Annotated in this window: 13 protein-coding genes; 8 read left to right on the top strand and 5 right to left on the bottom strand. The window is 69.8% G+C overall.

What is annotated here, in order from left to right:
- Positions 1-38 precede the first annotated feature (38 nt).
- Entirely contained in the window at positions 39-1,733 is a 1,695-nt protein-coding gene (locus ACFWIA_RS04805; protein WP_387000418.1) for an HtaA domain-containing protein, read from the top strand.
- A gap of 290 nt (positions 1,734-2,023) precedes the next feature.
- Positions 2,024-3,562 (top strand): FAD-dependent monooxygenase, encoded by a 1,539-nt coding sequence (locus ACFWIA_RS04800; protein ID WP_387000416.1) that lies wholly within the window; start codon positions 2,024-2,026, stop codon positions 3,560-3,562.
- On the opposite strand, the gene ACFWIA_RS04795 is transcribed toward ACFWIA_RS04800, so the two are convergent.
- The 3 genes from ACFWIA_RS04795 to ACFWIA_RS04785 all read right to left on the bottom strand — a co-directional run bounded on the left by ACFWIA_RS04795 (position 3,559) and on the right by ACFWIA_RS04785 (position 4,938).
- Entirely contained in the window at positions 3,559-3,768 is a 210-nt protein-coding gene (locus ACFWIA_RS04795; RefSeq protein ID WP_387000414.1) for a DUF397 domain-containing protein, read from the bottom strand. The two genes, ACFWIA_RS04800 and ACFWIA_RS04795, sit on opposite strands and share 4 nt — an antisense overlap.
- A gap of 121 nt (positions 3,769-3,889) precedes the next feature.
- The gene (locus ACFWIA_RS04790) at positions 3,890-4,099 is read right to left on the bottom strand and encodes a DUF397 domain-containing protein (RefSeq protein WP_387000412.1); all 210 of its coding nucleotides are present in this window, start codon (positions 4,097-4,099) and stop codon (positions 3,890-3,892) included.
- The gene (locus ACFWIA_RS04785; RefSeq protein WP_387000411.1) at positions 4,099-4,938 is read right to left on the bottom strand and encodes a helix-turn-helix domain-containing protein; all 840 of its coding nucleotides are present in this window, start codon (positions 4,936-4,938) and stop codon (positions 4,099-4,101) included. The genes ACFWIA_RS04790 and ACFWIA_RS04785 overlap by 1 nt, the downstream gene beginning before the upstream one ends.
- 105 nt (positions 4,939-5,043) lie before the next feature.
- On the opposite strand from ACFWIA_RS04785, the gene ACFWIA_RS04780 reads away from it, so the two are divergent.
- The 5 genes from ACFWIA_RS04780 to ACFWIA_RS04760 all read left to right on the top strand — a co-directional run bounded on the left by ACFWIA_RS04780 (position 5,044) and on the right by ACFWIA_RS04760 (position 9,413).
- Positions 5,044-5,301, top strand: coding sequence for a hypothetical protein (locus ACFWIA_RS04780; RefSeq protein WP_387000410.1), 258 nt, complete (start codon positions 5,044-5,046; stop codon positions 5,299-5,301).
- Positions 5,298-5,567: a hypothetical protein gene (locus tag ACFWIA_RS04775; RefSeq protein WP_387000408.1), complete on the top strand. Its 270-nt coding sequence runs from the start codon at positions 5,298-5,300 to the stop codon at positions 5,565-5,567. Before ACFWIA_RS04780 ends, ACFWIA_RS04775 begins: the two co-directional genes overlap by 4 nt.
- An 875-nt stretch (positions 5,568-6,442) precedes the next feature.
- Positions 6,443-7,300, top strand: coding sequence for a calcium-binding protein (locus tag ACFWIA_RS04770; protein WP_387000406.1), 858 nt, complete (start codon positions 6,443-6,445; stop codon positions 7,298-7,300).
- A gap of 242 nt (positions 7,301-7,542) precedes the next feature.
- Positions 7,543-8,394, top strand: a complete 852-nt coding sequence (locus tag ACFWIA_RS04765) for a calcium-binding protein (protein WP_387000404.1) — start codon at positions 7,543-7,545, stop codon at positions 8,392-8,394.
- Positions 8,395-8,588: 194 nt separating this feature from the next.
- Positions 8,589-9,413 carry a hypothetical protein gene (locus ACFWIA_RS04760; RefSeq protein ID WP_387000402.1) on the top strand — a complete coding sequence of 275 codons (825 nt, stop codon included), beginning with the start codon at positions 8,589-8,591 and terminating at the stop codon, positions 9,411-9,413.
- Positions 9,414-9,494: 81 nt separating this feature from the next.
- Here ACFWIA_RS04760 and ACFWIA_RS04755 read toward each other — a convergent pair whose 3' ends face one another.
- Entirely contained in the window at positions 9,495-11,960 is a 2,466-nt protein-coding gene (locus tag ACFWIA_RS04755) for a phosphatidylserine/phosphatidylglycerophosphate/cardiolipin synthase family protein (RefSeq protein ID WP_387000401.1), read from the bottom strand.
- A gap of 309 nt (positions 11,961-12,269) precedes the next feature.
- Between ACFWIA_RS04755 and ACFWIA_RS04750 the strand changes: the two genes are divergently transcribed.
- On the top strand, positions 12,270-12,938 hold the full coding sequence (locus tag ACFWIA_RS04750) for a PhzF family phenazine biosynthesis protein (RefSeq protein ID WP_387000399.1): 669 nt from the start codon (positions 12,270-12,272) through the stop codon (positions 12,936-12,938).
- Positions 12,939-13,006: 68 nt separating this feature from the next.
- Here ACFWIA_RS04750 and ACFWIA_RS04745 read toward each other — a convergent pair whose 3' ends face one another.
- Positions 13,007-13,660, bottom strand: a complete 654-nt coding sequence (locus tag ACFWIA_RS04745; protein WP_387000397.1) for a heme oxygenase (biliverdin-producing) — start codon at positions 13,658-13,660, stop codon at positions 13,007-13,009.
- Between the last annotated feature and the right edge of the window lie 84 nt (positions 13,661-13,744).

Here is a 13,744-nt window from a genome sequence, read left to right as displayed (position 1 = left end):
CTCCCCTCCCCCCGAACGTTCCAAGGAGACCCCCGACCATGGCAGCTCCCCGCCGCCGCCCGACAGCGCTCGTGGTGTGCGCCGCGACCGCGGTGACCCTGGGCGCGACCGCCCTGGCCCTCCCCGCCGTGGCCGCCGACGCGGCCCCCGCCGCGGCCCCGCCGATCGGCCTGAAGAACGGCACCCTCGACTGGGGCTTCAAGGAGTCGTTCCGCAAGTACCTGGTCTCGCCGGTCGCCCAGGGCAAGATCACCGTCTCCGACGGTGCCAAGCAGGGCGCCGGCAACGGTCCGTTCACCTTCGTGGACGGCACCGGCACCTACGACCGGACCTCGCACGACGTGGCCACCGCGTTCCAGGGCAACGTGCGGTTCGAGGGCCACCACGGCGTGCTCGACATCGTCCTGTCCGACCTGAAGGTCAAGACCACCCGGACCGACGGCACGATCTCCGCCGACGTCACCGCCAAGAAGGACGGCCGGACCACGACCGACCAGGACGTGCCGCTCGCCGTGCTGACCCTCACCGGCGTCCGACCCGGCTCGGGCCCGGGCGGGGCGATGGTCTTCAAGGACATCCCTGCGAAGCTGACCGCGGGCGGGGCGAAGGCGTTCCAGAACTTCTACCAGGCGGGCGACGCGCTCGACCCGGCGACCCTCACCGTCACCCCCGACGCGGGCGGCACTCCGAGCGGTACGCCGAGCGGCACCCCCTCGGGCGAACCTTCGGGCACCCCGTCCGGCGAGCCCTCGGGCACCCCGTCGGGCACGCCGTCCGGTGAGCCTTCCGGTACTCCGTCCGGCACCCCCTCGGGCACCCCGACCGGGAACCCCACCGGCGGGACGAACGGCGGGTCGACCGGCGGCCCGTCCAAGGAGCCGAGCGGCACTCCGTCCACCCCCGGCGAGCCCGGTACCGACCAGCCGAACGACGTCGCGCACGGCGTCCTGTCCTGGGGGATGAAGGAGTCCTTCCGCAAGTACATCAAGTCCGGCGGCTCCATCAAGCTCTCGGAAGGCGCCGTCGACCAGGGCGACTACTTCGACTTCCCGTACGCCAAGGGCGACCTCGACTCCGACGCGCGCAAGCTGGACATGTCCTTCGACGGCACGATGCAGTTCCTGTTCCCGAGCCACACCATCGACATGGCCTTCACCGACCTCCGGGTCAAGACGTCCGGCGACAGGGGCGTCCTGATCGCCGACGTCATCACCCCCCAGCGCACCAACCAGGACGTCGAGTTCGCGACGCTGGACCTGTCCGGCATCTCGTACGAGGTCAAGGACGAGGTGCTGTTCCTGGACGACATCCCGACCGCGTTCACGGCCGAGGGCGCCCAGCAGTTCGCCAACGACTTCGTCGGCTCCATCTACCAGGAGGGCGAGGCCATCGACCCGGTGACCATCGCCCTGGGACTCACCGACGACGTCGAGATCCCCGAGGGCTCCGGCGGCGCCTCCGGCTCCGGTTCGTCCGGTTCCGGCGGCACGTCCGGCGGCTCCGCGGGCGGCTCGACCGGTGGTTCTGCCGGGGGTTCCGCCGGCGGGTCCGTGGGCGGCGGCACGACTGGTGGTTCCGCGGGTGGTTCCGCCGGCGGCTCGGCGGGCGGCTCCGGGGCACTGGCCTCGACCGGCGCGAACGTTCCCACCGGGTCCTTGCTCGCGGGTGCGGGCGCGATCGTCGCGGCCGGTGCCGCGACGGTGTTCGCGGTGCGGCGTCGCACCTCCCACTGACCCCGCTCGCCCCGGCGAGACCGACCACCACAGAGCCCCGCCGTTCCGGAGGATGGAACGGCGGGGCTCTGTGGTGCGGGCGCGTGCGGCGCCCCAGCAGATGAACGGACGGTGCAGGAGGGCACCGCAGACGCCCCCTTCTCGCCGTGCTCAACGTATAGCGCACCGGGGGGCTTGCGGCAAGCCCCCGGAGATGCCGCAGAATCCACGGCCGAGGCCATCAACTTCAGCCAGGGAGCAGCGATATGGGTGTGTCGTCGTCAACGATCGGACCGCGCGGAGAACAGCCGGTGACGGACGCCGATGTGATCATCGTGGGCGCCGGCCCGGCCGGGCTGATGCTCGCCGGTGAACTGGGCCTGGCCGGCGTACGGGCCCTCGTCCTCGAACGGCGGGCGCAGCGCGGAGAGGTCCCCAAGGCCAACGGGCTCGGCGGGCAGATCCTGGAACTGCTCCACTACCGGGGTCTACTGGACCGTTTCGAAGCGGCCTGTTCCGGGCCCAGCCACCCGGCCCCCCAGTACCCCTTCGGCGGTGTGCACGTGGACTTCTCGTCGCTGCCGCACCCCCCGCTGCGGGGACTGACGCTTCCCCAACCGGAGTTGGAGCGCCTGCTCGACGAACGCGCCCGCGAACTCGGTGCCGAGGTGCGCCGGGGGCAGGAGATCGTCGACGTCGTCCAGGACGACACCACGGTGACCGCCCGGGTGCGCGGCGCGGACGGCACCCACCGGCTGCGCGCCCGCTACCTGGTGGGCTGCGACGGCGGGCGCAGCACGGTCCGTGAGGGTGCGGGGATCGCGTTCCCCGGCACCACCCACCCGGAGGTCAACCGGCTCGGTCAGCTCACCCTGCACGAGTCGGTGACCCGGCTCGACGACGGCGACGTCGACGTCCCCGGGCTGGGCCGGGTCCGCGCGGGCGCCTTCGTCCGGACGGACCGTGGTGTCTTCGGGTTCGGCTGGCTCACCCCGGAGGTCATGCTGCTCTCCACCACCGAGGACGAGACGACCGACCTCGCCGACGACGTGCCGATGACCCTGACCGAACTCCAGGACAGCATCCGCCACGTGCTCGGTGCGGGGTTCCCGCTGGGCGAGCCGCGGAGGCTGTCGCGCTACACGTTCCAGGCCCGGCAGGCCGAGCACTACCGCGACCGGCGGGTCTTCCTGGCCGGCGACGCGGCCCATCTGTTCCCCGCCACGGGCGTGGGCCTCAACGCCGGTCTGCTCGACACGGTCAACCTCGCCTGGAAGCTGGCCGCGGACCTCCACGGTTGGGCGCCGCCCGCGCTGCTGGACACGTACCACCGCGAACGCCACTTCGCCGGCGCGCGCACGTTGAAGCACACCCAGGCCCAGGTGGCGTTGCGGCGCGGACAGGACCCGGCTGCCGAAGCACTCCGGGACGTCTTCCTGGAACTGTTCTCCGACGAGCAGCCGTTGCGTCGCGTCGGGGCCCTCATCGCCGGCACCGACATCCGCTATCCGCTGCCCAACCCCAACGCGCACCCCCTGACCGGCGCCTTCGCCCCCGACCTCACCCTGCACACCGAGCGGGGCACCACCAGCGTCGCCGACCTCACGCGCACCGCACGGCCCGTCCTCCTCGACCTCGCGGACCGCCCGGACCTCCGCGAGGCGGCCCGGCCCTGGCGCGACCGGGTCGACGTCCACACCGTCGAGGCCGATGACCGCCCGGCCGACGCGCTGTTGATCCGCCCGGACGCGCACGTCGCTTGGGCCGCGACCCCCGACGAACCCGAGGCCACCGCGGTGCGCGGGTTGCGCGAGGCGCTCACGGACTGGTTCGGCGCGCCTCCCCGCTAGCGGCTGGTCCCGGAGCGCGCGAGGGCGACCAGCCCGGCGAACGCGGGGACGGACACGTTCAGTACGGGTCCGTTCGGGTTCTTGCTGTCGCGGACGGGGATGATTCCGGTTGTGGGGGCGTTGAACGGTGCCCACTCGACGCATTGACCACCGTTGCCGCTGTACGAGGACTTGACCCACTGAGTGGGGGAGTCGGCCTTGGTCATCACAGGGTGCCCTTCCGTAGGTGTGCGATCGCTGGCTCTGGTGTGATGACTCCCCGTTGAGGTCGGGTCGCAAAAGCCCCGCCGTTCCGGAGGATGGAACGGCGGGGCTCAGTCGCGTGCGCTACAGGTTCGCGGACCGGGCCAGGGTGACCAATCCGGTGAACGCGCGGGCAGACACGTTCAGCATGGGGCCGTCGGGGTTCTTGCTGTCGCGTACGGGGACGATGCCAGTTGTGGGGGCGTTGGACGGTGCCCACTCGACGCAGGCGCCACCGTTGTCGGTGCTGTATGAGGACTTGACCCACAGCGGGGGGGAGTTGGTCTTGGTCATCACAGAGTGCCCTTCCGTAGCTGTTCGATCATGGCGACAGATTCCGCCTGGGAGGCTGCCCCGATCTGTAGCTGATGGTAGTTCCTCACCAGCGGGAGTACGGATGACGGATCACGATCCAGAGACCCTTGTGTCTGCGACTCCACGTAAGACATCAGGGATCGATCTGGCAGTGTCAGAAGGTAGACCAGTCGCCTGAATGGTTTCCGTTCCGCCATGGAGTACGGGGCGATTTGGAGGGAGGTGCTAGCTTGTTCCGCGAACTCCAGAAGTTGGCGGAACTGCCGGTCCATGACGTCGGGCCCGCCAATGGGGTTACGGATGCAACTCTCCTCTAGCACTACGAAGATGAGCGGCGAGGGTGATCGTGCAAGCGTCGCTTGCTGCTCGATCTGGACGTTGACACGCTCAGCCGCTTGTTCGGGTGTGATGTCTCCCCGATGCACCGCGGCGTCTGCCAGCACGGATGCGTACTCCCGTGTCTGGAGCAATCCAGGGATGGCTCCCGTTTCAAACAGCCGGATCTCTGCCGCGCGGCTCTGGTATCCGACGTACTCCGGGTATCCCTCCAGCAGGCTTCCGTGCTGCATCTCGTGCCACTGACGTACGAATGTGGCATCCGTACCCGTCAGGCCAAACGCCGTGTCGACAACCTTCGCAAAGTGTAAAGAAGGCGACTTGCGCGTAGTTTCAACTCCTGAAATATGCCCACTGGATACGCCAGTGACTTTGGACAGCTGCGCTTGCGTCCAGCCGCGCTTCTCACGTGAGCTGCGTAGACGTGCTCCGAACGCTGCTTGCGGCGATGCGTCCGGGTTCAAATCCTTGCGGTTCACCATCTATCCCCCAACTGATCTGTCCTCGCAGCCACGTTGATTGGTTCCCGACTCTAGGTCACTGTGAGTGCTCCGGGTAGTGATGCCACTACGGAGAGGAGCGAAATCGTGTCCCGGGAGAAGGTAGCGGAACCGACACCCCAACTGCGCGTGGGCGAACTCGCGTACGACACCGTGAAGGGAGTGCTGGGGGTGGTCATGGACGCGGACACCGCCGGGCGCTACTCCCTCCGGCCGCCCCGGGGCGGAGTCGAGTGGGACGCGCCGTACGAGGACGTTCGTCCGGCCACCGTGACGGACCAGCTTCGGCCTGCGCTGACCGAGGTCAACACCCGCAGCAGGTACGGGGGTTCGACGTGGGGATGACCAGGCTGTTCCGGCACGTCACGTGGACGTTGAAACGGTTGGAGTTCTGGGGGGTCCGCGCGCACATCCAGTGCGTGTCCGGGACCCCGCAGTGCGGCGCCACCTCACCCCCGGAACGGCGGACGCCGGACGGCGTGCTCACGTGGGCCGAGGAACACCTGCGCCGGACCGGCCACCGACGCTACGACCGGGTCCTGTTCGACACCGTCCAGTGGGACCCGCCCGAGGGCGTCGACCCGCGAACCATCAAGGGAGTGACCACGTGAGGTGGCGTTCGTACGCCGTCGCGCTGTTCCTCTGGGGCGCGTTCCTCGTCTCCGTGGTCCTGCTGTGCGCCCTGGCGCTGGACCAGCGCTGAACGTGTCCCACTAGCCCCGCCCCGGGTGGCGGTGCCGCAACCGGCACAGCGGAGGACTCACGGGGCGGTCACCCCCTCGGATCGTCGTGCGCGCCACACGACCCGGGGGAAGGGGGAGCGGGACCGCATGCCCGCCCCCGGCCCCGGCCGTTGCCCGTGCCCGCACGGCCGGGGCCCTCACCCCCTCAGTCGGAGACTGACCATGGACGACCGCAACACCGCGACCGGGCCCCGCGCTACGTACCCGCCCCCGTCCCGACCGGTGCGGAGGTGTCGGCGTGACCCGTGACGCGCTCGCCGACGAGCCCCCCGTACCGTCCGGCGCACCCTGCTGCATCTGCGGCCAGTGGACCGCGACCCCCGCGGTGACCGGATACGGCAGCGCGAGCGGCCCCGGGTCCGTGACGCACCGGGTGTGCCCGGAGCACGTGCACACGAGAGGGCCTTGCGCCACGGACCACGGCGACGGCCTCGCCCTTCTCGGCCTCCGTGGCGGCAAGCCGCCAACAAGCCGGCCAGACCCCTTCGGTAGGTGAAGCCGCGCGACCACGCCGCCGGAGCCCGCCTTGGTGGCAGGTCCGGGATCGGGGGAGCGATCCGCCCCGGCTGCACGTCAGTTGACGGCACGCCCTGACGAGGGATCAGATGATACAAACGAGACTGCCTAGGGGCAGTGGAGTTCCCGATCCCGGCGGCTCAGCCCCATGCCTCGGCCCCGTCGACGCGCGCCGGCAGCACCAGGCGGTGTGCGCGTCGGTCGGCCCACACGGACAGGACCAACGTATGAAGACCCGAGACTTTGTCGTGCTCGCGACCGGTGCCCTGACCCTGACCGCCTTCGCGGTTCCCGCCGCGCACGCGGACGTCCGGCCCGCCGATTCGTCCGCGCGGTCCAGCGCGGCGGCGCAGGAGCCGGGCCTCCTGGACGACAACATCGACCGCTTCGTGGTGAACGACGGCAAGGACCTGGTCGTCGGCGTCTCCGCGAAGGAGTTCAAGGTCACCTTCACCGCGAAGCACCACAGCGGGATCAAGAAGGGCTCCGCGGTCCTGTGGCGGGGCGGCGCGGACGTCGAGTCCGCGGAGCGCGTCCTGGCACCGCGGACCAACGACGACGGGACCGTGCCGCGCTACTGCGACAACATCGTCCTGCGCTTCTCCTCCTGCGTGGTCCCGATCGTCGCCGACCCGAAGGGTGAGGACGTACCCGACGTCGACCTCAACAACGACTACGCGGGCCGCTGGAACGTGGCGGCGTCCCTGACCTTCAACAACACGGGCGTCGAAATCGACGACAGGTTCACCACCCACTACGTGAAGCGGGCGGCGAAGGTGACGGCGGATGCGTCGCCGGAGTCGGTGCGGCGGGGTGCGGACGTGACGGTGAAGGGCACGTTGACCCGGGCGAACTGGGACACCCATCGGTATGACGGTTTCTCGGGTGGGGCGGTGAAGGTGAAGCTCCAGTTCAGGAAGGCGGGTGGGTCGTGGGGCACGGTGAAGACGGTGTCCGCGGACGGTCGGGGCAAGGTCAAGGCCACTGTCAAGGCGTCCGTCGACGGTAGTTACCGCTTCACGTACGGGGGTTCGACCACGACCGGTAGGGCGACCTCGCCCGCCGACACCATCGACGTCCGCTGACGTCCGTCACCGTGTACGCGCGGTGACCCGGGTGCTCGACCCCGGAACTCCCGGGGTGGCGGCGGAGGAATCGACCAACTCCACTCGCCAGTACAACCGTTGGAAACGGTGGATGGTCTGTTCCGGTGGAGTCGATGGACTCCACGACCAGCCGGACGGGCGTCCGACCGATAACGCACCGTGGCCACGGCAGGTGCGTCGACCCGACCGAACGGTTCCGACTACGTGGGGAAGAGTCTTTGATGCGCATGCGTGCCCCGATCGCCGTCGTGAGCGGTGCTCTGGCCCTTTCGGCCCTGACCGTTCCGTCCGCCCGGTCCGACGGCGGGGGGCCTCGCCCGCCCGGCGCCCCCTCGGCGTTCGCGGGTGACTCGACGACCGGCAGGCTCACCGGCATCACCGTGAACGGCGGTGAGGACGTGGTGGTCGGCACCTCGGTGAAGAAGTTCTCCGTCGAGGTGGGCGCCTTCGACGAGGGCGGCGTCGAGCGGACCGCCGCCGCCCTCTACCAGGGCCTCTACCTCACCTCGAAAACACTGATCACCTCGTACGAGGCGTACCCCGCCCCGTGCGAGCGCACCGCGACCTCGGCCACCTGCCGGTTCGTCTTCGAGGCCCATCCGAAGTCCCACGCCGGCAGCACCTATCTGGATCTCAAGAACAAGCACGCCGGGGTCTGGAAGGTCGCCGGGGGCGGTTTCCGGGGGCTCGACGGCCCGGGCAGGACCGTTGCCGTCGCGGAGGACATCCACTACGACGACGTCAGCGTGAAGCGGGCGGCGAAGGTGACGGCGGATGCGTCGCCGGAGTCGGTGCGGCGGGGTGCGGACGTGACGGTGAAGGGCACGTTGACCCGGGCGAACTGGGACACCCATCGGTATGACGGTTTCTCGGGTGGGGCGGTGAAGGTGAAGCTCCAGTTCAAGAAGGCGGGCGGGTCGTGGGGCACGGTGAAGACGGTGTCCGCTGACGGTCGGGGCAAGGTGAAGGCCACTGTCAAGGCGTCCGTTGACGGTAGTTACCGCTTCACGTACGGGGGCTCGACCACGACGGGTAGGGCGACCTCGCCCGCCGACACCATCGACGTCCGCTGACCCCCGCCGACCTCGGCTGACGTCCCTTGAGTACCTCCCCCGGTCCACGCGGTCCGGGGGAGGGGCGGAGCACCGGACGACCCGGGGGCTCCGCCCGTTCGACCACGACCATCGGTCCCGTGGCCGTACGCCCTGGAAAGCGGGAAGCACGGGGTGGCGTACGGCGGCGGGGCCCGTATTGACAGGACAACCGTATGAAGAGCCGTGCCGCAATAGCGCTGGTGACCGGCGCTCTGGCGCTGGGTGCCGTCGTCGTGCCCGTCGCCCACGCGGAGGACCGGTCCGTCCGACCGGTGGCCGCCGACCCGGCGGACGACCTGAAGATCACCGACTTCACCGTGCGCGGTGGCAAGGAAACGGTGGTCGGCCTCCAGGCGAAGTACGTCGAGGCCACGTTCACCGCGGAGCACCCCGGGGGGCTCGCGTTCGTCACGGGGCACCTGTGGCGGGGGACGAACTACGTCGAGGCCGACCGCATGCTGTTGATGTACCTCCCCGAGGAGAGCGACCCCGGCAACTGCGCCCGCGTCACCTGGACCAAGGTGAAGTGCGTGGTGAAGATCCTCGCCAACCCGAACGAAAGGGAGGCCCGTTACGACCTCGACGACGCGAACGCGGGCAAGTGGAACCTGGTGCTGAGTGCCACCGACAACGGTGAGCTGTCGGCCGGGAGCCTTCCGAACTACACCACCCATTCCGTGAAGCGGGCGGCGCGGTTGTCGGCGGACGCGACGCCGGAGCCGGTGCGCCGGGGCGCGAACCTCACCGTGAAGGGGGCGCTGTCCCGGGTGAGCTGGGACAAGCAGTGGTACGCCGGGTTCGCGGCCGACCAGGTGAAGCTCCAGTTCAAGAAGCGGGGCGGCACCTGGCAGACGGTGAAGACGGTGGCGGCGGACAGCCGGGGCCGGGTGAAGGCGACGGTCAAGGCGTCGTCCGACGGCCACTACCGCTTCACGTACGGCGGTTCCACCACGACGGGCGGGGCGAAGTCGCCGGCCGACTTCGTCGACGTGCGCTGACGGGGACGACGGCCCGGCCCCGGGCGGTGCTGCCCGGGAGGGGTGCGGACGGCGCCGTGCGGGGCGCCGTCCGCCGGGTGGCTACTTGTTGAGGAAGCCGTCCCGCAGGCGCAACTCGTTGAACCCGTTGTCGTCGTAGTCGTCGGAGTACGTCAGCGCCAGTCGGCCGTTCGGCGCCAGCGAGACCGCGGCTTCCGTCTGGTCGTGGCCGGTGACCACGTTCATCCGGGTGGCGGGCAGACGGTCGGCGGTGCTGCCGTCCGCGTTGAAGCCCCGGGCCCACACCTCCTGGTAGCTGGGGTGTTGTAGCTCCAGCCGCAGCTTCTCGCTCCAGGCGACGACGAAGTCACCGCCGTCGGAGACGGTCACGTCGGGGTCGACCTGGTCGTCGATGCGACGCTCGTTGTCCGTGCCGGGCGTGGTGGGCACCTCCGGAGCGACCGGTGCGCCGGCCGCGGAGTACATCCGGTGGTGGACCCGTGCCTCACGAGGCGAGTTGGTGCTGCCGGTACCCGGCTTGTAGAAGTCGTCCCAGACGGCGACGGTCCGGCCGTCGGCGGCCTGCGCGACGGCGGGGTTGGTCTGCTGCCCGTCGGTGAGGGAGTTCGCGACCTTGCGCGGCACGGCGAAGCCGCCCGTGGCGTTGAGCTTGGCGAGGCCGATGTTGATGCCGCCGTTGCCGTCGGCGTCCTCCTCCCACACGATCGCGGTGTTGCCCGCGCCGTCGATCGCGGCGTCGGGACGGCGGTTGGAACCCGCGGTGGCCCCGGAGTTGATGGTGCTCACCTGGACGTCGGGGTGGCTCCGCGTGCCGGTGGCGCTCCAGCCGCTCGCCTTCACCTGGCTGAGGGTGGTGCCGTTGGCCGTGTCCTCCCACGCCACCGTGTAGGACCCGTCATCCGCGACCGCCACCGTGGGCCGCAGCTGGTGACCGTCGGCGGAGGCGTGCGGGCGGGGCAGCACGGTGACGTTGCCCAACTGGTCGATCTTGCGGACCTGGATGTTCGCGTGCTTGTTGCCGTCGGCGTCTTCCGCCCACACGACGATCGCATTGCCGTTCTGGTCCACCCCGACGTCGGGCTTCTGGTGCGACCAGGAGGTTCCCGCGGAGCCGGAGACGCTCAGCTTCGTCTCCGACCGGAGCGGCGAACCGTCCTTGTACATCCGCAGGTACACATCGGTGCCCAGCTGGGTGTCGGCGGGGTTGTGGCGGTCGCCGTGCTCGTACGCGACCGCGAGGTACGTGGAGGTTCCGGAGCCGTTCGAGGCGGTGGCGCTGGCGTGCTGGTCACCGTCCGCACCGGCATTGACCCGCGAGTAGTGCTGGGAGGTGCTGCCGTACTTGGCCGCGTCGATGTCGACCACGGAGGCCCGCAGCTTGTTGAAGTTGGCGAGGTACGCGTCGTAGACGCCCGAATCGTTGATGCGCAACATGGTCTCGTCGTTGCGCTTCAGGGCACCCATGGTGAAGTTGTGGGAACCGGTGTACGTGCGCTGGACGCGCTGGCCCTGGGCGTTCTCCCACTCGGTGAGCAGGTACTTCGAGTGCACCGTGCCGTAGTTGCACGAGGGCTTCGTGGTGTAACGGCAGCCGCCGGGGCGCATGCCGTAGGCGTTGACGTTGGTCTTGGTCATGTCGTTGACGCCGGCGTTCCCGTCGAGGCCGTCCACGTCGCGGACCACGGCGTCGATGACACAGCCCGCGGCGCGCTGATCCCGCAGGGCCTGGTAGAGCTGGGGACGCAGATTGTTGACGTCCCCGTTCAGCGACGAGGTCGACAGCCGGATGCGGCCGTTCCTGGCGCAGTCCACCTTCCTGATCTGCTCGGCGACGATGTCGTCCGCCCGGGGGAAGAAGTACGCCTCCACCGGTGCGTTCAGGTCGTCGACGGCGTTGTCGTAATCGGCGTCGGTGGTAGCGGTCGAGCGCGAGACCTGCCGGTTGAAGGCCGCACGGTACTTGGTCGCGAGGGAGGCGTTGCCCGAGATGGTGATGGCGTTGTTGAGCTCGCCGTTCTGGCTCGGGGTCATGTTCTGGGAGGACTGCCAGACCACGTTGGTGCGGCCGTCGTTCAGCGCGTCGAAGACGACGAACTTGTTGTGGTTGATGGCAGTGGTGGTGTTGGTGGCGTTGAGGCAGCCCCTGTAGCACTGGGTGAGCTTGCTGTTCCCCGTCAGGCCGTTGATCAGGGTCGTCGGCTGGCTCGTGGTGTCTTCCACGACGACCTTCACCGTGACGTTCCGGTTGTGCGCCTCGAGTAGCTTCTTCTCTATCTCGGGGGGCTTCGGAACGGCGGGATCGTAGTTGTCGCCGAGCATGTACATGCTCATGTACAGCGTGCTGCCCGGCTTGGCGAGGTCGATCAGGGTGCTGAGGCCCGTGCTGATCGAGGTGTCGTAGGAGCCTTCCGGCTTGGTGTAGTTGAAGGTCGCCGTGTAGTTGCCCGTGGTGACCTCCTCCGCCTGGGCAGCCGTGGGAGTCAGTAGGGTCACCCCCAGTGCGGCGGTGGCGAGGGCCACGAGGCTTCGGCTGGTGCGTCTGCGCAAAGTACCTGTCCAATCCGTTGACGTGCGGAAACAGCGGAACTGTAATCGCATTTTGCGATCATGAACGCTGACCTTCCAGCCCCCCACCCCCCAACCGACCGTGCGCGACACCGGACGCCCACCGGCACGCACCGACCGGGGACGCGGGGAACTTCGCACCTCCCGGCGCGTGTTGCAGAACGACGCACACGCAACCGATCGCACCGGAGGGAGGCGGGGAACTGCGCGGGTGCACCCCCACACCGGCGGATGTCCGCGGGGCCGGCCGCCGGATTTCCGAGTGGCCGGCCGCCCAGGCACAATGCACCGGTGACCCAACTCGACGTACTACGAGTCTTCTGCGGCCCCGACGGCACCAGGGGCGGCAACGAGCTGGGCGTCGTCCGGGACGGCACCCCCCTCCCCGAGGAGGCGTCCCGCCAGAAGATCGCGGGCAAGCTCGGGTTCAGCGAGACCGTCTTCGTGGACGACCCCGAGCGCGGCGCGATCGACATCTACAGCCCCACCCTGCGCCTCCCGTTCGCGGGGCACCCCTGCGTCGGCGCGGCCTGGCTGCTGGACGTGCCCGAACTCGTCACCCCCGCCGGTGTGGTCGGCGCCCGCCAGGACGGGGAGTTCTCCTGGATCGAGGCGCTCCCCGAGTGGGCACCCGAACGCACCCTGCGGCAGTACGGGTCGGCCGCGCAGGTGGACGCCCTGGAGGTGCCCCCGCCCGGCGAGTGGATCTACGCCTGGGCGTGGGAGGACGAACGGGCGGGCCGGATCAGGGCGCGGGCCTTCCCCGGCCGTGACGACGGCATCCACGAGGACGAGGCGACCGGCGCGGCGGCCCTGCTGCTGACCGCGGAACTGGGCCGCGCCCTGAACATCCGCCAGGGTTCCGGTTCCCAGCTCCTGACCGCCCCGCAGCCCTACGGGTGGGTGGAGGTCGGGGGCCGCGTCCGGCTGGTCCAGTCGGACGTGCCGCTGCCCGACTAGCGTGCACGGCGAAGGCCCCGCGCCCCCGGACGGAACCGGGGCGCGGGGCCTTGACGTGTGGGTACGGCTCAGGCGCTGAGCGGGAACTCCTCGCCCAGGGCGTGGAACACGGCCGTGTTGAGCGCGAAGGCCCGCTTGCACTCGATGACGATCCGCTGCTTCTCCAGGTCGTCGGCCTGCACCCCGTCCAGCAGTTCGCGGTAGTTCCGCTTGAACGCGGCGGGGTTGGTGATCTCGTCGAAGACGTAGAACCGGACGCCGTCGCCCTTGCGGGCGAAGCCCCACGCCTTCTCGGCGCGGTCCCGGATGATCTGCCCGCCGGAGAGGTCGCCGAGGTAGCGGGTGTAGTGGTGGGCGACGTAGCCCGCGGGCCACTCCCGCACGCACTGCGCGACCCGCTCCGCGTACGCGGTGGTCGCGGGCAGCGGGGTCAGACCCGCGCGCCAGGAGGAACCGCGCAGATGGGCGAGGTCACGCTCCAGCGCCTCGCGCCGCATCAGCTCGGGCTGCACGAACGGGCCCGCGACGGGGTCGCTGCGCAGTGAGTCCGCGCCGTCCTCCAGCGCCTGGTACACGAACCAGAGCTGCTCGGTGTAGCGGGCGTAGGCGTCGATTCCGAGCCGTCCGCCGAGCAGGTCGCCCATGAAGGAGGAGGTCTCCGCCTCGGTGTGGGCGTCCTGGGACGCGGTGCGGATGAGCGAGGAGAACGACGTCGTGTCCATGGGACCTCCGAGAGCCGGCGAGCGGGGAACGGGGAGCGGCGTGCCCCGATCATCTATGGTTAGGCTAACCTAAGTCAACGGGAT

It is taken from the genome of Streptomyces sp. NPDC127068 (assembly GCF_042724695.1).
Lineage (GTDB): Bacteria > Actinomycetota > Actinomycetes > Streptomycetales > Streptomycetaceae > Streptomyces.
Note: the sequence above shows the minus strand (reverse complement) of the source record. Positions and strands in the feature narration are given on the sequence as shown.